Origin of the sequence: Streptomyces gossypii, assembly GCF_025165795.1 — a bacterium.
GTDB classification, from domain to species: Bacteria; Actinomycetota; Actinomycetes; order Streptomycetales; family Streptomycetaceae; genus Streptomyces; species Streptomyces gossypii.
Map to the genome: position 1 here is coordinate 23,362 of NZ_JAJAGO010000010.1, position 20,861 is coordinate 44,222.

General features: G+C 69.4%; 20 protein-coding genes. 19 read left to right on the top strand and 1 reads right to left on the bottom strand.

Features of this window, described 5'->3' with window-relative positions; genetic code table 11:
• Nucleotides 1–213: 213 nt before the first annotated feature.
• From LHJ74_RS21180 to LHJ74_RS21270, 19 genes are all read left to right on the top strand, one after another.
• The gene (locus LHJ74_RS21180; RefSeq protein ID WP_260219703.1) at nucleotides 214–1,341 is read left to right on the top strand and encodes an LCP family protein; all 1,128 of its coding nucleotides are present in this window, start codon (nucleotides 214–216) and stop codon (nucleotides 1,339–1,341) included.
• 188 nt (nucleotides 1,342–1,529) lie between these two features.
• Nucleotides 1,530–1,754 carry a 50S ribosomal protein L31 gene (gene rpmE, locus LHJ74_RS21185; protein WP_260219704.1) on the top strand — a complete coding sequence of 75 codons (225 nt, stop codon included), beginning with the start codon at nucleotides 1,530–1,532 and terminating at the stop codon, nucleotides 1,752–1,754.
• Between the two features lie 159 nt (nucleotides 1,755–1,913).
• On the top strand, nucleotides 1,914–3,011 hold the full coding sequence (gene prfA / locus LHJ74_RS21190; protein WP_260219705.1) for a peptide chain release factor 1: 1,098 nt from the start codon (nucleotides 1,914–1,916) through the stop codon (nucleotides 3,009–3,011).
• Between the two features lie 99 nt (nucleotides 3,012–3,110).
• Nucleotides 3,111–3,950, top strand: a complete 840-nt coding sequence (gene prmC, locus LHJ74_RS21195; RefSeq protein ID WP_260219947.1) for a peptide chain release factor N(5)-glutamine methyltransferase — start codon at nucleotides 3,111–3,113, stop codon at nucleotides 3,948–3,950.
• 166 nt (nucleotides 3,951–4,116) lie between these two features.
• Nucleotides 4,117–4,764 carry an L-threonylcarbamoyladenylate synthase gene (locus tag LHJ74_RS21200; protein WP_260219706.1) on the top strand — a complete coding sequence of 216 codons (648 nt, stop codon included), beginning with the start codon at nucleotides 4,117–4,119 and terminating at the stop codon, nucleotides 4,762–4,764.
• On the top strand, nucleotides 4,761–5,420 hold the full coding sequence (locus tag LHJ74_RS21205; RefSeq protein ID WP_260219707.1) for an arsenate reductase/protein-tyrosine-phosphatase family protein: 660 nt from the start codon (nucleotides 4,761–4,763) through the stop codon (nucleotides 5,418–5,420). The genes LHJ74_RS21200 and LHJ74_RS21205 overlap by 4 nt, the downstream gene beginning before the upstream one ends.
• A gap of 81 nt (nucleotides 5,421–5,501) precedes the next feature.
• Entirely contained in the window at nucleotides 5,502–6,920 is a 1,419-nt protein-coding gene (locus tag LHJ74_RS21210; RefSeq protein ID WP_260219708.1) for an MraY family glycosyltransferase, read from the top strand.
• A 301-nt stretch (nucleotides 6,921–7,221) separates the two neighbouring features.
• Nucleotides 7,222–7,695 (top strand): Cg1360 family ATP-synthase-associated protein, encoded by a 474-nt coding sequence (locus LHJ74_RS21215; protein WP_260219709.1) that lies wholly within the window; start codon nucleotides 7,222–7,224, stop codon nucleotides 7,693–7,695.
• Between the two features lie 237 nt (nucleotides 7,696–7,932).
• Entirely contained in the window at nucleotides 7,933–8,742 is an 810-nt protein-coding gene (gene atpB / locus LHJ74_RS21220; RefSeq protein WP_260219710.1) for a F0F1 ATP synthase subunit A, read from the top strand.
• A 73-nt stretch (nucleotides 8,743–8,815) separates the two neighbouring features.
• Nucleotides 8,816–9,046 carry an ATP synthase F0 subunit C gene (atpE, locus tag LHJ74_RS21225; RefSeq protein WP_260219711.1) on the top strand — a complete coding sequence of 77 codons (231 nt, stop codon included), beginning with the start codon at nucleotides 8,816–8,818 and terminating at the stop codon, nucleotides 9,044–9,046.
• A gap of 53 nt (nucleotides 9,047–9,099) precedes the next feature.
• Nucleotides 9,100–9,639: a F0F1 ATP synthase subunit B gene (locus LHJ74_RS21230; protein WP_260219712.1), complete on the top strand. Its 540-nt coding sequence runs from the start codon at nucleotides 9,100–9,102 to the stop codon at nucleotides 9,637–9,639.
• Complete coding sequence (locus LHJ74_RS21235; RefSeq protein WP_260219713.1) at nucleotides 9,636–10,451, top strand: F0F1 ATP synthase subunit delta; 816 nt, start codon at nucleotides 9,636–9,638, stop codon at nucleotides 10,449–10,451. The genes LHJ74_RS21230 and LHJ74_RS21235 overlap by 4 nt, the downstream gene beginning before the upstream one ends.
• 156 nt (nucleotides 10,452–10,607) lie before the next feature.
• A complete protein-coding gene (gene atpA / locus LHJ74_RS21240) occupies nucleotides 10,608–12,179 on the top strand; it encodes a F0F1 ATP synthase subunit alpha (protein ID WP_260219714.1) in 1,572 nt (523 codons plus the stop codon).
• A 2-nt stretch (nucleotides 12,180–12,181) separates the two neighbouring features.
• The gene (locus LHJ74_RS21245; protein ID WP_260219715.1) at nucleotides 12,182–13,111 is read left to right on the top strand and encodes a F0F1 ATP synthase subunit gamma; all 930 of its coding nucleotides are present in this window, start codon (nucleotides 12,182–12,184) and stop codon (nucleotides 13,109–13,111) included.
• A gap of 1 nt (nucleotide 13,112) precedes the next feature.
• Complete coding sequence (gene atpD, locus LHJ74_RS21250; RefSeq protein WP_260219716.1) at nucleotides 13,113–14,567, top strand: F0F1 ATP synthase subunit beta; 1,455 nt, start codon at nucleotides 13,113–13,115, stop codon at nucleotides 14,565–14,567.
• Nucleotides 14,568–14,656: 89 nt separating this feature from the next.
• Nucleotides 14,657–15,040, top strand: coding sequence for a F0F1 ATP synthase subunit epsilon (locus tag LHJ74_RS21255; protein ID WP_260219717.1), 384 nt, complete (start codon nucleotides 14,657–14,659; stop codon nucleotides 15,038–15,040).
• Between the two features lie 130 nt (nucleotides 15,041–15,170).
• Entirely contained in the window at nucleotides 15,171–15,623 is a 453-nt protein-coding gene (locus tag LHJ74_RS21260; RefSeq protein WP_260219948.1) for a DUF2550 domain-containing protein, read from the top strand.
• A 124-nt stretch (nucleotides 15,624–15,747) separates the two neighbouring features.
• Nucleotides 15,748–17,688, top strand: a complete 1,941-nt coding sequence (locus tag LHJ74_RS21265) for an AMP-dependent synthetase/ligase (RefSeq protein ID WP_260219718.1) — start codon at nucleotides 15,748–15,750, stop codon at nucleotides 17,686–17,688.
• Nucleotides 17,689–17,887: 199 nt separating this feature from the next.
• On the top strand, nucleotides 17,888–19,252 hold the full coding sequence (locus LHJ74_RS21270; protein WP_260219719.1) for a lytic transglycosylase domain-containing protein: 1,365 nt from the start codon (nucleotides 17,888–17,890) through the stop codon (nucleotides 19,250–19,252).
• A 27-nt stretch (nucleotides 19,253–19,279) separates the two neighbouring features.
• Here the strand turns inward: LHJ74_RS21270 and LHJ74_RS21275 are convergent, their stop codons facing one another.
• Entirely contained in the window at nucleotides 19,280–20,530 is a 1,251-nt protein-coding gene (locus tag LHJ74_RS21275; RefSeq protein WP_260219720.1) for a PucR family transcriptional regulator, read from the bottom strand.
• Nucleotides 20,531–20,861: the final 331 nt, after the last annotated feature.

Below are 20,861 nucleotides of genomic sequence, written 5' to 3' on the forward strand. Positions count from 1 at the left end.
GCCATGCGCCCGTTTGCCTGAGTGCCCCGCCACGCCCCGTACGGCCATCCGGGGACCCGTGCTCGTCGCGCGCGACGGCGTCGTCGCAGGTAGAAGGGGAATAACGCAGGCGCGTCGGCGGCCCGCGGTTCCCCGGACCCCGTTCACGCGCTGTGCGACCGTTCCGCAGGACAGGAGCACGGGGACCCGAGCCGGAAGGGGAGAGCAGAGGCGATGGCGGACGAGGACACCACTGGCGGGCCGGAGGCGGCCGCGGGCAGCTCCTGGGGCGTGCGCCCCACGGAGCCCCCTCGCGGCCGGCGCTCCGGGCGCAGGCGGGCCTTGCTGGCCACCGCCTGGACGCTGACGGGCGTGGTGCTGCTCGGCGGTGCGGGGCTGGGCTTCGTCTACTACAAGCTCAACGGCAACATCTCGGGCATCGACATCAACGGCGCGCTCGGCTCGGACCGGCCCGAGGACGCCGCGAACGGATCGATGGACATTCTGCTGATGGGTTCCGACTCCCGCGCCGGGGCAGGGGGCGAGTACGGCGGCGACGACGGCACCGCCCGCTCCGACACCGCGATGATCGTGCATGTCGACGAGGCGCACGAGCGGGCGAGCGTGGTGTCGATACCGCGGGACACGATCGTGCGGCGGCCCAGCTGCCAGAAGCACGACGGCGGTACAGCGCCGCCCGCCCGCGAGTCGATGTTCAACGAGTCGTACCAGGTCGGCGGCCCTGTCTGCGCCGTGAAGACCGTCGAGAAGATGACCGACGTACGGATGGACCACTACCTGGAGGTTGACTTCTCGGGCTTCAAGAGCCTCATCGACACCCTCGGTGGCGTGGAGGTGACCGTCAACAAACCGATCAGGGACCGGGACAGCCACCTGAATTTGAGGCCGGGCACGCACCGGCTCGACGGGGAGCGGTCACTGGGGCTCGTCCGGACCCGCCACAGCGTCGGCGACGGCAGCGACCTGGGCCGTATCCAGCTCCAGCAGGCGTTCATCCGCGCGCTGATGGAGCAGGTCGACAGCATCGGACTGTTCGGCAGCCCGAAGAAGCTCTTCGACCTCGCCGACACCGCGACCTCCGCGCTGACCACCGACTCCGAGCTGGACTCCGTCGGGGACCTCACCGAGATGGTGAAGACGATGAAGGGCATCAAGGCCGACGAGATCCGCATGGTGACGATGCCGGTGCGCTACGACCCGCAGAACCCGAACCGGGTGCTCCCGGTCGAGCGGCAGAGCGCCCAGGTGTGGGCGGCGCTCAAGAAGGACCGGCCGATACCGAAGTCGGCCTCCCGGAACACGGCGGGCGAGGAGAGCGACATCGGCCGCGTCGTCGAGTGAGGGCTGTCCCGGCGTCGCAGACCCGGCAAGATCCGGACGACAGGCCCCCAGCCGCGTGGCTGGAATAAAGCACCGCGGACCCCGGTTTTGGGGGGTACGGCCAGAAGTGGCAGACTGGTCCGTCGGTCCCGGTTCACGTGAGGCAATCCGCTTCGCGACCCGGCGCCCTCCCGAACCTAGGAGACACCTTGAAGCGCGAGATTCACCCCCAGTACTACGAGACGCAGGTCAGCTGCACCTGCGGAGCCTCGTTCACCACCCGTAGCACGGTGTCGGAAGGCGCGATCCGCGCCGACGTCTGCTCCGAGTGCCACCCGTTCTACACGGGCAAGCAGAAGATCCTCGACACCGGAGGCCGCGTGGCCCGCTTCGAGGCCCGTTTCGGCAAGAAGGCCGCCTCCGGCTCGAAGTAGCGACCCGACAGCGCCGGTCCCGCTGCCGCCTTCACGGGCGGCCGGACCGGCGCTTTTGTCGCCCCGGACCAGCCGCCTCACCTCTGGGGCCGCTCCGCAGCTTCACCGGCACCTTCGCGGGCACCCGCACGGCTCACCTTCCAGACAAGGAAACACACGATGTTCGAGGCGGTCGAGGAACTGATCGGCGAGCATGCCGACCTCGAGAAGCAGCTCGCCGACCCGGCGATCCACGCCGACCAGGCAGGCGCCCGCAGGCTCAACAAGCGCTACGCGGAGCTGACGCCGATCGTCTCCACCTATCTGGCCTGGAAGCAGACCGGTGACGACATCGCCACCGCCCGCGAACTGGCCGCCGACGACCCGGAGTACGCCGCGGAGTTCGCCGCCGAGGTCAAGGAGCAGGAGGCACGCCGTGAGCAGCTCACCGAGCGCCTCCGGCTGCTGCTGGTCCCGCGCGATCCGAGCGACGACAAGGACGTCATCCTCGAGGTCAAGGCAGGCGAGGGCGGCGACGAGTCCGCGCTCTTCGCGGGCGACCTGCTGCGGATGTATTTGCGGTACGCGGAGCGCATCGGATGGAAGACCGAGCTGATCCAGTCCAACGAATCGGACCTCGGCGGCTACAAGGACGTCCAGATCGCCGTCAAGGCGCGGAGGAGTCCCGGAGGCGACAGCGCCGAGCCCGGCCAGGGCGTATGGGCCCGGCTCAAGTACGAGGGCGGGGTGCACCGCGTCCAGCGGGTGCCCGCGACGGAGTCGCAGGGCCGCATCCACACCTCGGCCGCCGGTGTCCTGGTGCTGCCCGAGGCGGAGGACGTCGACGTCGAGGTCAACCCCAATGACCTGCGGATCGACGTCTACCGCTCCTCCGGGCCGGGCGGCCAGTCGGTCAACACCACCGACTCCGCCGTGCGGATCACCCACGAGCCCACCGGTATCGTCGTCTCCTGCCAGAACGAGAAGAGCCAGCTCCAGAACAAGGAGCAGGCCCTGCGCATCCTGCGGGCCCGGATGCTCGCGGCAGCGCAGGAGGAGGCCGAGAAAGAGGCGTCCGACGCCCGCCGCAGCCAGGTGCGTACGGTGGACCGGTCGGAGCGGATCCGGACGTACAACTTTCCGGAGAATCGGATCTCCGACCACCGGGTCGGTTTCAAGGCGTACAACTTGGACCAGGTGCTCGACGGTGAACTGGATCCGGTGATCCAGGCATGTGTCGACGCGGACTCGGCCGCGAAGCTCGCAGCTTCGCAGTGAGTGTGCGCAAGGAACGGGTGGAGGACCCCACAAGTGCAGCCAACTCCCGGGGGGCACAACGACCCTCAGCGGCTCCGCCGCGGGCCGTACTCCCAGACGGTGCTGCTTGCCGAGGTGGCCCAGGCCACCCAGCGGCTGGCTGACGCCGGCGTGCCGTCACCGCGCTTCGACGCGGAGGAACTGGCGGCGTTCGTGCACGACGTCAAGCGCGGCGAACTGCACCGCGTCGCCGACGCGGACTTCGACGCGCGCTACTGGGAGGCCGTCGCCCGGCGTGAGGCGCGCGAACCGCTGCAGCACATCACCGGGCGGGCCTTCTTCCGCTATCTCGAACTCCAGGTGGGCCCCGGCGTCTTCGTGCCCCGGCCCGAGACGGAGTCGGTTGTCGGCTGGGCGATAGACGCGGTACGCGCGATGGATGTCGCGGAGCCCCTGATCGTCGACCTGTGCACCGGCTCGGGCGCCATCGCGCTCGCGCTGGCGCAGGAGGTCCCGCGCTCCCGGGTGCACGCCGTCGAGCTGGACGAGGGGGCGTACGGCTGGGCACTGCGCAACGTCGAGGGCTCCCGGGTCACCCTGCACCGCGGCGACGCGCTGACCGCCCTTCCCACACTCGACGGCCAGGTCGACCTCGTCGTCTCCAACCCGCCCTACATCCCGCTCACGGAATGGGAGTATGTGGCACCGGAGGCACGCGACCACGACCCCGAGCTCGCGCTGTTCTCCGGCGAGGACGGCCTCGACACCATCCGCGGCCTGGAGCGCGCGGCACAGCGCCTGCTGCGGCCCGGCGGTGTCGTGGTCATCGAGCACGCCGACACCCAGGGCGGGCAAGTGCCGTGGATCTTCACCGAGGACCGTGGCTGGGCGGACGCCGCGGATCACGCAGACCTGAACAACCGTCCCCGTTTCTGCTCAGCCCGCAGGGAGGTGCCCTAGTGCTACGCCGCGCAGCCCTGGTGCTACGCCCCGGAGGTTCCTGGCGTCACGGGGGCGACGCCGTCAGCCCGGCGTCCGAAGAGCGGTCAAGCCCTGACCGCCGCTGTGAAGCGGGCAGTACGGGGATTGCGGCAGACTTCGCAGCCAGCTCGGGGAAAGGAAACTGATGGCACGCCGTTACGACTGCACCGACGCGACCGACCGCAGGACGGGTCTGCGCGAGGCCGCCTCGGCCGTGCGCCGCCGCGAGCTCGTCGTGATGCCGACGGACACCGTCTACGGCATCGGCGCGGACGCCTTCAGCGTGGAGGCCGTCGGCGAACTGCTGGAGGCCAAGGGACGCGGGCGCGGTATGCCCTCGCCCGTCCTCGTCGGCTCGCCCAACACCCTGCACGGGCTGGTCACCGACTTCTCCGAGAGGGCCTGGGAGCTGGTCGACGCCTTCTGGCCCGGTGCGCTCACGATCGTCGCGAAACATCAGCCCTCACTGACCTGGGACCTGGGGGAGACCAGGGGCACCGTCGCCGTACGGATGCCGCTGCACCCGGTCGCCCTGGAGCTGCTCACGGAGTTCGGCCCGATGGCCGTCTCGTCCGCGAACCTGAGCGGTCACCCCGCCCCGCAGGACTGCGACGCGGCCCAGGAGATGCTCGGCGAATCCGTCTCGGTGTATCTGGACGGCGGCCCGACCCCGGACACCGCGCCCTCCTCGATCGTCGATGTGACGGGAGAGGTGCCGGTGCTGCTGCGGGCCGGCGCGCTGAGCGCGGAGGAGCTGCGCAAGGTCGTACCGGACCTCGAGGTGGGCAGTTGACCCCGCCCGAAGGGCGTGGCATACCGGTACCGGCCGCACCGCACGGACCCGGCGTCTTCCGGATCCTCCACGTCTCCACCGGCAACGTCTGCCGCTCGCCGCTCACCGAGCGGCTGAACCGGTACGCCCTCGCGGACCGGCTCGGAAACACGCGCAGCGGCGGCATCGTGGTGGAGAGCGCTGGCACCTGGGGTCACGAGGGTGCGCCCATGGAGGAACACGCGGCTGCGGTGCTCCACGAGTACGGCGCCGACCCGGGCGGCTTTCTCGCCCGCGAGCTGCTGGACGAGCATGTGATCCGCGCCGACCTGGTGCTGACCGCGACCCGGGACCACCGGGCGCAGGTCATCTCGATGGGCCACTCCGCCGGGCTGCGCACGTTCACGCTGAAGGAGTTCACCCGGTTGGTGCGGGCGATAGACCCGGCGACGCTGCCCGCCCCCCGTACGGCGGTGAGCGTGGTCGAGCGCGCCGGTGCGCTGGTGCAGGCGGCGGCGGCGCTGCGCGGCTGGCTGCTCGCGCCGAACCCGGAGGCCGATGAGATCTATGATCCCTATGGTGCTCCGATCCCGTACTTCCGGAGTGTGGGAGACGAGATCAGCGAGGCGCTGGACCCGGTGGTGACCGCCCTCACCGGTGTACCGGCGCGCATGTAAGAGGCATATGTACAACCGAATCGGCTGCGCGGGTGTCTTAGTGTGTGGTCCTGAGCAGCCGGCGAGAACACTGGGGAGCCCGTGCGTGAATATCTGCTGACCCTGTGCGTCGCGGCGGCGGTCACTTATCTGCTGACAGGGCCGGTGCGGAAGTTCGCCATCGCGGCGGGTGCCATGCCCCAGATCCGCGCGCGCGACGTGCACCGGGAACCGACGCCGAGGCTCGGCGGCATCGCGATGTTCGGCGGCCTGTGCGCGGGGCTGATCACCGCCTCACAACTCACCAACATCGGCGAGGTGTTCATCCTTTCCGATGAACCTCGCGCGCTGCTCTCCGGCGCCGGGCTGATCTGGCTGCTCGGCGTCCTGGACGACAAGTGGGGCGTCGACGCGCTCGTCAAACTCGGCGGCCAGATGATCGCCGCCGGCGTGATGGTGCTCCAGGGGCTGACCATCCTGTGGCTGCCGGTGCCGGGTGTCGGCAATGTCGCGCTGACGCCGCTCCAGGGGACGCTGCTCACCGTCGCGCTCGTCGTGATCACCATCAACGCGGTCAATTTCGTGGACGGCCTGGACGGCCTCGCCTCCGGCATGGTCTGCATCGCCGCCGCGGCGTTCTTCATGTACGCCTACCGCATCTGGTACGGGTACGGCATCGAGGCCGCCGCTCCGGCGACGCTCTTCGCGGCCATCCTGATGGGCATGTGCCTGGGCTTCCTGCCGCACAACATGCACCCCGCCCGGATCTTCATGGGCGACTCCGGATCCATGCTGATCGGCCTGGTGCTGGCCGCCGGAGCGGTGTCGATCACCGGCCAGGTGGACCCGGACCTGATGGTGCAGCACGCGGGATCCGAGCGCTCCGCGGTGCACACGATGGTGCCCCTGTACATGCCGCTGGTGCTGCCGTTGACGATCATCGCCGTGCCGGTGGCGGACCTGGTGCTGGCGATCGTGCGGCGGACCTGGAACGGCCAGTCGCCGTTCGCGGCGGACCGCGGGCATCTGCACCACCGTCTGCTGGAGATCGGGCACTCGCACAGCCGCGCGGTGCTGATCATGTACTTCTGGTCGGCGCTGTTCGCGTTCGGCGCGGTCGCCTTCTCCGTGGAGTCCTCCAGCCTGGTGATCGTGCTGGCCGTGGTGCTGCTGAGCTCGATCGGCCTGGTGGTGCTGTTGCTGCCGCGTTTCACGCCGCGGGTGCCGGGCTGGGCGTCCGCGCTGGTGCCGCCCCGGTACCGGCTGGGCGCGCGGGACGCGGCGGCCGAGGCCGCCGGGAAGGCCGGAACCGGAGCAGGCGGGGCTGTCCCCGTCGCGGTGGCCGCCGCGCAGGGGGAGGCCGCCCTGGGCGAGGCCGGAGCTGCCGCGGTGCAGGCGGACGGGAAGACAGGCGCCGCCGAGCCGGAGCGGGAGCCCGCGCTCGCGGGGCTGCACGGCTCCACGGCGATCGGCGACCGCCAGCGGTTCACCCGCCGCCGCAAGATCGACACGCGCTCGTAGTATGAGAGGTCGGCGGGGCGCACCACCCGGCAGGGTGGGGGCACCGCCGCCCATAACAGGCATAGCGAACCTCGTGAGTTGGGCTCACCCGTCATGCTCAGCCGTGTGACGGGCAGCACATAAACTTGGTAAAGACCTCATCAAATAGTTTGTGATAGCGTTCACGAGACCCGGTGATCAGGTCGAAGGGGCGCAGTGCGACGGTCCTTCGGCGGGTGAGACGTTCTCCAGCAGAATGTCCGCAATGCCGGGGATACGCTCGTCAGCGACGACAAGACGCCCCCGACTCCCCGGAGTTCCCATGCAGCCGAACGATGCTCGCATGCTGCTTTATTCCGCCGTTCCGACCGCTCTCGCGGGCGCCGTCGGCGCCGCTGTGAGCGCCGCCCTCGCGGGTGGCAAGGGGGCGATCGGCGCTGCGGCGGGCTCAGTTGTCGTGATCCTCTTCATGGGTATGGGGCTCTTTGCGCTGCAGAAGGTCGCGAAGTCCTTTCCGCACCTTTTCCAGGCAATGGGCCTGTTGCTGTATACGACCCAGATTCTGTTGCTCGCAGTCGTCCTGGCCGTGTTCAAGGACACCACGCTGTTCAACACCCAGGCGTTCGGCCTCAGCCTGCTGGGAGCCACGCTCGTATGGATCGCCGCACAGGCCAGGGCTCACATGAAGGCGAAGATCCTTTACGTGGAGCCCGAGTCCTCCCCCACCCCCGCCGCCGGCACGGACGAGAAGTCCGACGCGCAGGTCAAGGCCGCTGCGACGGGGGCCAATTCATGATCGGCGGGGCCGGGGGAGAGCCGGGTCCGGCCAACTGCTATCGTCCGGTTTCAACTGCGGCGCAGCAGGTGCAGACGGCTGACACGCCGTGTTCCACGGTGTGGGACCGACAGCTCCGCTCGCTGATCGGCCGCCGTCACCACATTCGCCAGACCAGTCCAGTGCCGTTCCGCGGCCGTGCGCCGCGCCGACACATCGAGGTAGCCGTATCCATGCGCCATGCAGAAGGAGCTCGCGGTGAGTGCTGACCAGACGCTTGCCTTCGAGACCGATTGCCACATCTTTGACGGTTGCGGCTTCCCGGCCCCAGGGCTCCACTCCTTTGTCTTCAAGCCGATGTTCACCGTCGGCGGCTTCGAGTTCAACAAGGCGATGCTGCTGGCACTGCTGGGCTCCGTGCTCATCGTCTGGTTCTTCTGGGCGGCGTTCGCCAAGCCGAAGGTCGTGCCCGGCAAGGTACAGATGGTCGGCGAGGCAGGCTACGACTTCATCCGCCGCGGTGTTGTCTACGAGACGCTCGGCAAGAAGGAGGGCGAGAAGTACGTTCCGCTCATCGTCTCGCTGTTCTTCTTCGTCTGGATCATGAACCTCTGGTCAGTGATCCCGCTGGCACAGTTCCCGGTCACCTCCATCATCGCCTTCCCCGCCGGCCTCGCGATCATGGTGTACGTCCTCTGGGTCTCGCTGACCTTCAAGAGGCACGGCTTCGTCGGCGCCTTCAAGAACTTCACGGGCTACGACAAGTCACTCGGCCCGGTGCTGCCGCTCGCCATGACCATCGAGTTCTTCTCGAACCTGCTGGTTCGGCCCTTCACCCACGCGGTGCGGCTGTTCGCCAACATGTTCGCCGGGCACCTGCTGATCGTGATGTTCACCATCGCCAGCTGGTACCTGCTCAATGGTGTGGGCATCGCCTACGCGGGCGTCTCGTTCTTGATGGCCGTCGTGATGACCGCCTTCGAGCTCTTCATCCAGGCGGTCCAGGCGTACGTCTTCGTCCTCCTGACCTGTACCTACATCCAGGGCGCGCTCGCCGAGCACCACTGAGCGGCCTCGTCCAGCCCCACAGTTGTCCGGTGGCCAACCCCCACCGGCCAGTTCACAGCAAAGGAATGCAGACATGATGAACCTCGCTGCCGAGGTCTCCGGCTCGCTCGGTTCCATTGGCTACGGCCTCGCCGCCATCGGCCCCGGTATCGGCGTCGGCATCGTCTTCGGTAACGGCACGCAGGCCCTGGCCCGTCAGCCCGAGGCGGCCGGCCTGATCCGTCAGAACCAGATCCTGGGTTTCGCCTTCTGTGAGGCCCTCGCTCTGATCGGCATCGTCCTGCCGTTCGTGTACGGCAAGTGATCAGTGCCGGTTGACGGACCTTTTCAACGGAAGGCACTGATGTGAACGCTCTGATGCATTTGGCAGAGGAAGAGCAGAACCCGCTCGTCCCGCCGATCCCCGAGCTCGTCATCGGCCTGATCGCCTTCGGCATCGTCTTCTTCTTCCTCTGGAAGAAGCTCCTCCCGAACATCAACAAGGTTCTGGACGAGCGCCGGGAGGCGATCGAGGGCGGCATCGAGCAGGCCGACGCGGCCAAGCTCGAAGCCCAGCAGACCCTTGAGCAGTACAAGGAGAAGCTCGCCGAGGCACGGCACGAGGCGGCGCGGATGCGCAGCGAGGCCGAGCAGCGCGGTGCCGAGCTGATCGCCGAGATGCGCGCGGAGGGTCAGCGGCAGCGTGAGGACATCATCGCTGCCGGTCACGCCCAGATCGAGGCCGACCGCAAGCAGGCCACCCAGGTCCTGCGCCAGGACGTGGGCACGCTTGCCACCGAGCTGGCCGGCAAGCTCGTGGGTGAGTCGCTTGAGGACCACGCGCGGCAGAGCCGTACGATCGACCGCTTCCTCGACGGACTCGAGGACGGCGCGTCGAGGGCTGAGGCTGCCCGATGAACGGCGCGAGCCGCGAGGCACTGGCCGCCGCGCGTGAGCGGCTGAACGCGCTCACGGACGCGACGTCCGTCGACGCGGGTGCCCTCGCCGAGGAGCTGGCCTCGGTCACCACGCTGCTCGACCGCGAGGTGTCCCTGCGCCGGGTCCTCACCGACCCGGCGCAGCCGGGCGAGGCCAAGGCCGAGCTGATCGGCCGCCTGCTGGGCGGCCAGGTCGGCGGCGAGGTCACCGACCTGGTGTCCGGCATGGTGCGGGCCCGCTGGTCGCGGTCCCGCGACCTGGTGGACTCGATCGAGGAGCTGGCGGACACCGCGGACCTCATCTCGGCCGAGCGCGACGGCACGCTCGGTGAGGTGGAGGACGAGGTGTTCCGGTTCGGCCGGACAGTGGCGTCCTCGCCTGACCTGCGCGCGGCGCTGACCAGCCGTACGGCGAAGGTCTCGGCCCAGAAGGAGCTGCTGCACACGCTGCTCGGCGGCCGGGCGCGGCCCGCCACCGAGCGGCTGCTGACCCGTCTGGTCAGTGCGCCGCGAGGACGTAGCCTTGAGGGAGGGCTCGAAGCCCTCTCCAAACTGGCGGCGGACCGCCGTGACCGTTCGGTCGCGGTCGTCACCTCCGCGGTGCCGCTTAGCGAGCAGCAGAAGCGGCGCCTCGGCGCGGCACTGGCCACGCTGTACGGGCGCGAGGTGCATCTGAACCTCGACGTGGACCCCTCGGTCCTCGGCGGGATCGCGGTGCGCATCGGCGACGAGGTCATCAACGGCTCCATCGCCGACCGCCTCGAAGAGGCACAGCGACGGATGGCCGGCTGACGGACAGGACGAGCAGCGAGCCTGCGGCGTGGCCGCACAAGACCAACTCAACAAGCATGATCGGCGGCCCGGGTTGGGCCGTATCAAGGGACCTTCTGGGCACACCCCAGAACCCGAAGTAACTTACGGGCCCAACAAGGAGAGCAGGGAACCCAGATGGCGGAGCTCACGATCCGGCCGGATGAGATCCGGGACGCGCTGGAGAACTTTGTCCAGTCGTACACGCCGGACGCGGCCTCGCGCGAAGAGGTCGGGACGGTCAGCGTTGCCGGCGACGGCATCGCAAAGGTCGAGGGTCTTCCCTCGGCCATGGCGAACGAACTGCTGAAGTTCGAGGACGGCACTCTCGGCCTCGCACTCAACCTCGAAGAGCGCGAGATCGGCGCGGTGGTCCTCGGGGAGTTCAGCGGTATCGAAGAGGGCCAGCCGGTGCAGCGCACCGGTGAGGTGCTGTCGGTCCCGGTCGGCGAGGGCTACCTCGGCCGCGTCGTGGACCCGCTGGGCAAGCCGATCGACGGGCTCGGCGAGATCGAGTCCGACGCCACCCGTGCCCTCGAGTTGCAGGCACCCACGGTCATGGACCGCAAGTCGGTGCATGAGCCGATGGAGACGGGCTACAAGGCCGTCGACGCGATGACCCCGATCGGCCGAGGTCAGCGTCAGCTGATCATCGGTGACCGTCAGACCGGCAAGACCGCGCTCGGTATCGACACGATCATCAACCAGCGCGCCAACTGGCAGTCCGGCGACCCGGACAAGCAGGTCCGCTGCATCTATGTCGCCATCGGCCAGAAGGGCTCCACCATCGCGTCCGTACGCGGTGCGCTGGAGGAGGCGGGTGCCCTGGAGTACACGACGATCGTCGCCGCTCCGGCGTCCGACCCGGCGGGCTTCAAGTACCTCGCGCCCTACACCGGCTCGGCCATCGGCCAGCACTGGATGTACCAGGGCAAGCACGTACTGATCATCTTTGACGACCTCTCCAAGCAGGCCGACGCCTACCGCGCGGTCTCCCTGCTGCTGCGCCGCCCGCCGGGCCGTGAGGCGTACCCGGGCGACGTCTTCTACCTGCACTCCCGGCTGCTGGAGCGCTGCGCGAAGCTCTCCGACAAGCTGGGCAAGGGCTCGATGACCGGCCTGCCGATCGTGGAGACGAAGGCCAACGACGTCTCGGCGTTCATTCCGACGAACGTCATCTCCATCACCGACGGCCAGTGCTTCCTGGAGTCCGACCTGTTCAACGCGGGCCAGCGCCCGGCGCTGAACGTCGGTATCTCGGTCTCCCGTGTCGGCGGTTCGGCCCAGCACCGGGCCATGCGCCAGGTCTCCGGGCGGCTCCGCGTGGACCTCGCGCAGTTCCGTGAGCTGGAGGCGTTCGCCGCCTTCGGTTCGGACCTGGACGACACCTCGAAGGCCTCTCTGGCCCGTGGGCAGCGGATGGTCGAGCTGCTGAAGCAGAGCCAGTACGCCCCGTACGCCACCGCGGACGAGATCGTCTCCATCTGGGCCGGTACCACCGGCAAGATGGACGATGTCCCGGTCGCGGACATCCGGCGCTTCGAGCGGGAGATGCTGGACTTCCTGCACCGTGAGCACCAGTCCCTGCTGACCAGCATCGTCGAGGGCGGCAAGATGTCCGACGACACGATGCAGTCGCTCGCCGACGCGGTGGACTCCTTCAAGAAGCAGTTCGAGACCGCGGACGGCAAGCTCCTGGGCGAGGGCTGAGCATGGGTGCCCAGACCCGGGTCTACAAGCGGCGGATCAAGTCCGTCACTGCGACCAAGAAGATCACCAAGGCGATGGAGATGATCGCCGCCTCGCGCATCGTCAAGGCGCAGCGCAGGGTGGCGGCCTCCGAGCCGTATGCGACCGAACTCACCCGTGCGGTCACCGCGGTGGCGACGGGATCGAACACCAAGCACTCGCTGACCACCGAGGTGGAGCAGCCTCGGCGGGCCGCGGTGCTGCTGATCACCAGCGACCGCGGTCTGGCCGGCGGCTACAACTCCAACGCCATCAAGGCGTCGGAGCAGCTGACCAACCGGCTCGCCGGTGAGGGCAAGGAGATCCTGCACTACGTCGTCGGCCGCAAGGGCGTGGCGTACTACGGCTTCCGGGAGCGCCCGGTCCAGGAGTTCTGGACGGGGTTCACCGACAGCCCGTCGTACGGGGACGCGAAGGCGGTGTCCGCGCCGCTGATCGAGTCCGTCAAGGCAGACACCGCCGAGGGTGGTGTGGACGAGCTGTACATCGTCTACACCGAGTTCCTCTCGATGATGACGCAGCAGCCGGTCGACAACCGGATTCTGCCGCTGTCCTTCGACAAGTCGACGGAGGAGCCGGCCGAGGGCTCGAAGGGCAAGCCGGAGATCCTTCCGCTCTTCGACTTCGAACCGTCCGCCGACGACGTGCTCGACGCGCTGCTGCCGCGCTATGTGGAGAGCCGTGTCTACAACGCACTGCTCCAGTCCGCCGCCTCCAAGCACGCGGCCACGCGGCGTGCGATGAAGTCGGCGACCGACAACGCCGACGAGCTCATCAAGACGCTCACGCGGCTTGCCAACGCGGCCCGACAGGCCGACATCACCCAGGAAATCAGCGAGATCGTCGGTGGCGCGAGCGCCCTGGCCGACGCTTCTGCGGGGAGTGACCGATAAAATGACCACCTCTGTTGAGACGGCCCCAGAGGTCGTCAAAGCGACGGGCCGTGTGGCGCGGGTCATCGGCCCGGTCGTCGACGTGGAGTTCCCCGTCGACGACATGCCGGAGATCTACAACGCACTGACCGTCGAGGTTGCCGACCCGACCGAGGCCGGCAAGAAGAAGATCCTGACCATGGAGGTCGCCCAGCACCTCGGTGAGGGCGTCGTCCGGGCGATCGGCATGGAGCCGAGCGACGGCCTGGTGCGCCAGGCCGTGGTGACGAACACCGGCAAGGGCATCACGGTGCCCGTCGGCGATGTCACCAAGGGCCGGGTGTTCAACACCCTGGGCCGCATCCTGAACGAGCCGGAGGCCGAGGCGGAGGTCACCGAGCGCTGGCCGATCCACCGCAAGGCTCCGGCCTTCGACCAGCTCGAGTCCAAGACCGAGATGTTCGAGACCGGCCTGAAGGTCGTCGACCTGCTGACCCCGTACGTCAAGGGCGGCAAGATCGGCCTGTTCGGCGGTGCGGGCGTCGGCAAGACGGTCCTCATCCAGGAAATGATCATGCGTGTGGCGAAGCTGCACGAGGGCGTTTCCGTGTTCGCCGGTGTCGGTGAGCGCACCCGTGAGGGCAACGACCTGATCGAGGAGATGGCCGAGTCCGGCGTTCTCCCCCAGACCGCGCTGGTCTTCGGCCAGATGGATGAGCCGCCGGGCACCCGTCTGCGGGTCGCGCTGGCCGGTCTGACCATGGCGGAGTACTTCCGCGATGTGCAGAAGCAGGACGTGCTGTTCTTCATCGACAACATCTTCCGCTTCACCCAGGCCGGTTCCGAGGTCTCCACCCTGCTCGGCCGGATGCCCTCCGCGGTGGGTTACCAGCCGAACCTGGCGGACGAGATGGGTGTGCTCCAGGAGCGCATCACCTCGACCCGTGGCCACTCGATCACCTCGATGCAGGCGATCTACGTGCCTGCGGACGACCTGACCGACCCGGCCCCGGCCACCACCTTCGCGCACCTCGACGCCACGACGGTGCTTTCGCGTCCGATCTCCGAGAAGGGCATCTACCCGGCGGTCGACCCGCTGGACTCGACGTCCCGGATTCTGGACCCGCGCTACATCTCGCAGGACCACTACGACTGCGCTTCGCGCGTCAAGGGGATCCTGCAGAAGTACAAGGACCTCCAGGACATCATCGCCATTCTCGGTATGGACGAGCTCGGCGAAGAGGACAAGCTGGTCGTCAACCGCGCCCGCCGTATCGAGCGCTTCCTGTCGCAGAACACCCACGCGGCGAAGCAGTTCACCGGTCTCGACGGGTCGGACGTACCGCTGGACGAGTCGATCGCCGCGTTCAACGCGATCGCGGACGGCGACTACGACCACTTCCCTGAGCAGGCGTTCTTCATGTGCGGCGGCCTGGAAGACCTCAAGGCCAACGCAAAGGGACTCGGCGTCTCCTGACCCGGGCTTCCACGGGTGGGGGCGGGTCATTTCGCCCGCCCCCGCCCGTACCCCCTATTCTCTTACCACCCCAGTCTTGAGGAGCCACTGTGGCTGAGCTGCACGTCGAGTTGGTCGCCGCAGACCGCAAGGTCTGGTCGGGCGAGGCCAGCCTGGTCGTCGCGCGGACCACCTCGGGTGATATCGGCGTCATGCCCGGCCACCAGCCTCTGCTCGGTGTGCTGGAGTCGGGCTCGATCACCATCCGTACGACGGGTGAGAGCGGTACGGGCACCGTTGTCGCCGCCGTGCACGGCGGCTTCATCTCCTTCGCGGACGACAAGCTCTCACTGCTCGCGGAGATCGCGGAGCTGTCCGACGAGATCGACGTCCAGCGCGCGGAGCGTGCGCTGGAGAGGGCCAAGGCGGACACGGACGCCGCGGCGGAACGGCGCGCGGATGTCCGGCTGCGCGCGGTGACGGGTGCCCACTGACGCAGGGACACGAGGAGACAACCCTCAGCCGCGGACCGCACTGGAATCCTCCAGGGCGGTCCGCGGCTGAAGCCATACAGGTGCGGGGTACGGTTTCGCAGCATGAGACACGGCGAGGAGGTCGGTGAAGATGGTCCTCGCGATGCTGCTGTGCGGCGCGGTCCTGCTGCTGGTGCTGATGGGGTTGTTCGTGTTCGGGCTGCGGCGCAGGCTGATCCAGCGCTCCGGCGGCACTTTCGACTGTTCGCTGCGCTGGGACGTCTCCGAGGAGGAGAGCAAGGACCCGGGCGGCAAGGGCTGGATCTACGGCGTCGCGCGGTACAACGGGGACCGTGTCGACTGGTTCCGGATCTTCTCCTACGCGCCCCGGCCGCGCCGGACGATGGAGCGCAACGGCATCGAGGTGCTGGACCGCCGGCTGCCGAGCGGCGAGGAGGAGCTGGCGCTGCTCTCCGACCAGATGGTGCTGGGGTGCGCCTGGCGGGGCACGCGGGTGGAGCTGGCGATGAGCGAGGACGCGCTGACGGGCTTCCTCGCCTGGCTGGAGGCGGCGCCGCCCGGCCAGCGGGTGAACGTGGCCTGAGCGGCTGACTACCGGGCCCCGATCCGGGGCGAGGCATTGATTTCTCCTTACGCGCGAGTAAGTTTACTGCCCAGTAAGGCAGTAGGGCACTGGGCCCCGCAACGAGCCGCGAAGGAGCAGAACCATGGGAGTGCGGAAGGATCTGAAGAGGGCCAGGCGGCGCTCCGGACTGGCAGACCGCGTCCCGATGGAGCTGGTACGGGAGGACGGCGCCGTCCGCGAGGCCCGCGCCTCGCCGCTCGTCACGCCGCCCACCACCGGCAGCACGGCCGACATCCCCTTCACCAACGCCGCCGAAGCCCCCTCGTCCGTCGTCATCCGCCGCAAGGCAGGCAGCCGCTGGCACAGCGTCACCGCCGCGGACTTCGCCCGTGACGTCACCGCCGCGGCCAAGGGCCTGGTGGCCGCGGGCCTGGAGCCGGGCGGCCGGGTCGCCCTGATGGCCCGCACCCGGTACGAGTGGTGCGTGCTGGACTTCGCCGTCTGGGCGGCGGGCGGCCAGACGGTCCCCGTTTACGCCACCTCCTCCGCCGAACAGCTCGCCTGGATCCTCTCCGACTCCGGTGCCCGCTTCGCCGTGGTGGAGACGCCCGAGAACGCCCGGACGGCGCAGACCGCCGCGGCCGGTCTGGACGTGCCGCCGCGTGTCTGGCAGATCGAGGGCGGGTCAGGGCCCGCCCTGAGCGGCGGCGCGCTCGCCGAGCTGGCCGAGCTGGGCCGCGAGGTGCCGGACGAGGAGATCACCAAGCGGCGTACGGCGCTGACTCCCGACACCACCGCCACCCTCTGCTACACCTCCGGAACCACCGGACGCCCCAAGGGCTGTGTGCTCACCCACGCCAACCTCCTGGCGGAGGCGGCCAACACGATCGAGCTGCTGCACCCCGTCTTCACGGAGGTCACCGGCCGGCGCGCGTCCACCCTGCTCTTCCTTCCGCTGGCGCACATACTGGGCCGCACCATCCAGATCGCCTGCCTGCGGGCGCGCATCGAGATCGGCCACTGCCCCAGCATCAGGCCCGACGAACTGCGGCCGGAACTGAAGAGCTTCGGGCCGACCTTCATCGTCGGGGTGCCCTATCTGTTCGAGAAGATCCATGACACCGGACGCGCGACGGCGGAGAAGATGGGCCGGGGCTCCTCCTTCGAGCGGGCCGACCGCATCGCCGTACGGTACGGGGAGCGCCGGCTCCAGGACCTCCTCGGCACCGGGCCGGGCCCCGGCATCGGGCTCACCCTCGCCTGGGGCCTCTACGACCGGCTCGTCTACCGGCGCATCCGCAAGGAACTGGGCGGCCGTCTCAGCTACGCGATCAGCGGCGGCTCCCCGCTGGACAGGCGCCTCAGCCTCTTCTTCTACGCCGCCGGGGTCGTCATCTACGAGGGATACGGCCTCACCGAGACGACCGCCGCCGCCACCCTCACCCCGCCGCTGGACCCGCGCCCCGGCACCGTCGGCCGGCCGGTGCCCGGCACGGCCGTACGTATCGCCGGCGACGGGGAGGTGCTCATCCAGGGCGGCATCGTCTTCGGCTCCTACTGGAACAACCCCTCGGCGACCGAAGAGGCCCTGGACGGCGGCTGGTTCGCCACCGGTGACCTGGGGGAGCTGGACCAGGACGGCTATCTGACCATCGTCGGGCGCAAAAAGGACCTCCTCATCACCAGCGGCGGCAAGAACGTTTCGCCCGCGCCGCTGGAGGACCGGCTGCGCAGCCGTCCGCCGGTCGCCCAGTGCATGGTGGTCGGGGAGGGGCGCCGCTGTGTCGCCGCCCTGATCACCCTGGAGCCGGAGGCCGTCGCCCACTGGCTGGACGTACACAAGCGGTCCCCGGAGACGCCGTTCGCGGCGCTCCGCACCGACCCGGAGCTGCTCGCCGACGTGCAGCGGGCTGTCGACTACGCGAACGAGGCCGTCTCCCGGGCCGAGTCCATTCGCGCCTTCCGGCTGGTGGAGGGGGAGTTCACGGAGGAGAACGGAATGCTCACGCCCTCGCTCAAGGTCAGGCGGGCGGCGGTGGCCGCCGCGTACGCGGACGAGATCGAAGCGCTCTACGCGGGCTGAAGCCGCGTGGCGCCGCACCGCGCAGGCGATGCTCATTTCCGTATGAGGCGTTGCCGCCGACTGCTGCCTCCCGCACAAGGAAACCAGCTGAATTGCGGGTGCCGGCGAATAGTCGCGGCTGTGCATTGCGTGCCCGAATTTCCGTGCCTAATCTCGTGCTGCTGAGAATCCACGGCATCTCCGGGGAAGGCGGTTGTCCATGGCGCGGTACCGGGCCCGGCACGCGGCGGCTCCTGAAACGCAGCCCAGGAGAAGAGGCGGCAGGCTGCGCAGGGGAGTCAGCGCCACCGCCCTGGCGACGGCGGCGATGGCCGCCATCACCGCCTCCCAGGCACCGGGCATCGGCCCGGCGGACGAGGCGCCGGGCGCTGCCTCGGCCGGGGAGGAGCGGGGCGGGCCCGCGCTTCCCGGGAACGCCGGAGGCACCGGCAGCCCCGGGGACGGTTCGTACCACACCGAGTTACCGCCGCTGAACTCGCCGAGGACCGGCATCGGTTCGCCCGGTGCCCCCGGCGGCACGGGCAGTTCCGGCGGGCCGGGCGGGCTCCCCGCCCTGCGGGGGGCCGAGGCGGGCATCCCGGCGACCGTGCTGGCCGCCTACCGCAGGGCGGAGCAGCGGCTCGCCGGGTCCGACCCCGGCTGCGGCCTGCCGTGGGAACTGCTCGCGGCAGTCGGCAAGGTGGAGTCGGGGCAGGCCCGCGGGGGTGCGGTGGACAAGGAGGGGACCACCCTCTCGCCCATCCTGGGCCCGCAGCTCAACGGGAACGGGTTCGCCCGGATCACCGACACGGACGGCGGCGCGTGGGACGGCGACCTCACGCATGACCGCGCGGTCGGCCCGATGCAGTTCATACCCTCGACCTGGGCCATCTGGGGAAGCGACGGGAACGGCGACGGCCGTGCCGATCCCAACAACGTCTACGACGCGGCCCTCGCGGCGGGGCGCTACCTGTGCGCGGGGGACCGCGACCTGGCGCGGGCCGCCGATCTGCGGGCCGCGATCCTGAGCTACAACCACTCGTCGGCATATGTGCGCACGGTCCTGTCGTGGCTGCAGTTCTACCGCGAGGGCACGCACTCCGTGCCGGACGGGGAGGGCACGTTGCCTACCTCGCCGGGCGCGGGCGGGCCGGACAAGCCCGGTGGCCACAAGGGCGGCGGCGGAGGCGAAGGAGACGGCTCCGGGCGTACGCCGGGCGGGAAGAAGCCGGGCGGCGGCATCGACACGGGTTCGGGCGGCGGCGGGGCCGGGAACGGCAGCGGTGGGAAGGAGAGTGGCGGCAACGGAGGTGGCAGCGGCGGCGGTTCGGACGGCCCTGGCGGCATTTCCCCACGGCCCACCCCCGGGCCGACCGGCGGCGGCGACGATGGCTCGGACTCGCCCTCCCCGTCCCCCACCGAGAGCGACAGCGCGAGCCCGGACCCCACGCCCACCGAGTGCCCGTCCGGCACGGCGTCCCCCTCACCGTCACCGACCGAGGATTCCGACGCACCCTCCGGCAACCCGGGCAACAGCCCAGTCACCAGCACCAGTCCGAGTCCGACCCCGAGCCCCACCTGCTGACCGCAGGCCGCCAGGGCGCAACACACCCTAGAGCAGGCCGCGTCCCTGGGCCCTGGGCCGGTCCGGGGGCGCTGCGGCGGTCTGCCCACGTAACTGGAGTGCCCGGAGGACCAGTTCGAGGGCGAATCGCGGGTCCGGTTCGGTCAGCTGGCTGCCGAAGGCGCGGTCGAGGTTGCGCAGCCGGTAGCGCACCGTCTGCGGATGCAGATGGAGGATTTCCGCCATCTGCACCGCGTTCCCCCGGGTGTCCATCCAGGCGCGCAGGGTGTCGATGAGCCGTTCACGCTGGTTCGGCGTGAACTCCGCGAGGGGTGCCAGCTGTCTCTCCGCCAGTTTCTCCAGGAGTTCCGGGTCGGCGAAGAGCCAGAGGGTGACGAGGTGGTCCTCGCAGTAGGTGACCGGTGCCTCCGCGATCACGCCGTTCTCCACCAGGGCGAGAGCACGGCGCGCCCAGCGCAGTGATTCGGCGGCCTGCCCCAGCGGCACCGTGAGCCCGACCGCCGCCCGCAGGTGGCCGGGGGCTGTGGCGATCACTTGGCGTCGTTCGTCGTCGATGCGGCCGGGGATGAGCAGGTGCGGCTGCGGGTCCTCGAAGTCGGTGAGGATGTCGGCGCTGAGCGCGCCCCGGTCCGGCTTGGCCTCCGGGCTGACGGCCAGCAGCGTGACCTCGTCCGGAAGTGGCCAGTTCGTGCGGTCGGCGGCGTCGGCGAGCGCCTTGTACGAGGTGGCGGAGCCGGAGAGGATCAACTGGAGCAGCAGACGCCGCCGGCTGTCCTGGCCCTGGTCCATCTCGGCTCTCGCCTGCAGGTATCCCTCACGGGCGATCTGCACGAGATCGTCGAGGTAGGCGAACAGCGCGTCGGCGAAGGTCATCAGGAGTGCGGGCGAGAGGTTGTAGCGCTTGCCGACCGTCTTCGCGCGGTGCAGGGCGAGTCTGGCCCCGATGCGGAGCGATGCCTGCATCGTGTCCAGGCTGCGGTTCTCGTACGCCTCGAACCGGCCGAAGCGGCGGATGAGCTTGTCGCGTTGGGAGGTGGAGAAGCGCGGGTCGCCCACCTTCTCGACGAAGGTGGACAGGCTCTGGTCCACGAGGTGCTGTACGGCGCGGGCGTACGGGCCTGCCATGACCTCCGCGTATTCGGGCACCGAACGGCCTATCTCGGCGGTCACCTCGCGGATGAGGCTGGGCAGTTCGGGCCGCATGATGGTGGCGAACTCGGGTGGCAGCAGACCCTGAGGATGCGTCATCTCCGGGACCCGCAGCGTGGTGGTGTACATCGCAACTTCCCCTCACTCCGTCGGTGTGGGTAGCCGCCGTATCGGACGGGAATGCGGTGGGGCTCCGCGCGACGGCAGCGTGGTGGCGCTTCGGATGCTTCTGAAACGTAGGCCATCTGGGGCCGGAGCGCAGCCCTCCTGACACAGACAGTGAGAAAACCGTGCCAGTGGACACTGGCCTTGTGTCTTCAGTGCGCCTGCCTGGGGCGTTGGCGTCAAGAGTGCTGCACGGAGTGCTCTCCGGGGTGCGGGTTCCGCCGCCGGACCACTCACCCGGGTGACAGCAGCCGCGGCGGTGCCGCAGGGGCCCGTCCGGCGCACGCACCGTCAA

Bases quoted from the DNA above. Each gene is read 5' to 3' on its own strand.
- LHJ74_RS21270 (WP_260219719.1), top strand. From the start codon at position 17,888: ATGGCGCGGTACCGGGCCCGGCACGCGGCGGCTCCTGAAACGCAGCCC.
- LHJ74_RS21215 (WP_260219709.1), top strand. From the start codon at position 7,222: ATGCAGCCGAACGATGCTCGCATGCTGCTTTATTCCGCCGTTCCGACC.
- LHJ74_RS21200 (WP_260219706.1), top strand. From the start codon at position 4,117: ATGGCACGCCGTTACGACTGCACCGACGCGACCGACCGCAGGACGGGT.
- prfA (WP_260219705.1), top strand. From the start codon at position 1,914: ATGTTCGAGGCGGTCGAGGAACTGATCGGCGAGCATGCCGACCTCGAG.
- LHJ74_RS21230 (WP_260219712.1), top strand. From the start codon at position 9,100: ATGCATTTGGCAGAGGAAGAGCAGAACCCGCTCGTCCCGCCGATCCCC.
- LHJ74_RS21275 (WP_260219720.1), bottom strand. From the start codon at position 20,530: ATGTACACCACCACGCTGCGGGTCCCGGAGATGACGCATCCTCAGGGT.
- atpA (WP_260219714.1), top strand. From the start codon at position 10,608: ATGGCGGAGCTCACGATCCGGCCGGATGAGATCCGGGACGCGCTGGAG.
- LHJ74_RS21245 (WP_260219715.1), top strand. From the start codon at position 12,182: ATGGGTGCCCAGACCCGGGTCTACAAGCGGCGGATCAAGTCCGTCACT.
- LHJ74_RS21265 (WP_260219718.1), top strand. From the start codon at position 15,748: ATGGGAGTGCGGAAGGATCTGAAGAGGGCCAGGCGGCGCTCCGGACTG.
- LHJ74_RS21235 (WP_260219713.1), top strand. From the start codon at position 9,636: ATGAACGGCGCGAGCCGCGAGGCACTGGCCGCCGCGCGTGAGCGGCTG.
- LHJ74_RS21180 (WP_260219703.1), top strand. From the start codon at position 214: ATGGCGGACGAGGACACCACTGGCGGGCCGGAGGCGGCCGCGGGCAGC.
- atpE (WP_260219711.1), top strand. From the start codon at position 8,816: ATGATGAACCTCGCTGCCGAGGTCTCCGGCTCGCTCGGTTCCATTGGC.
- atpD (WP_260219716.1), top strand. From the start codon at position 13,113: ATGACCACCTCTGTTGAGACGGCCCCAGAGGTCGTCAAAGCGACGGGC.
- LHJ74_RS21260 (WP_260219948.1), top strand. From the start codon at position 15,171: ATGGTCCTCGCGATGCTGCTGTGCGGCGCGGTCCTGCTGCTGGTGCTG.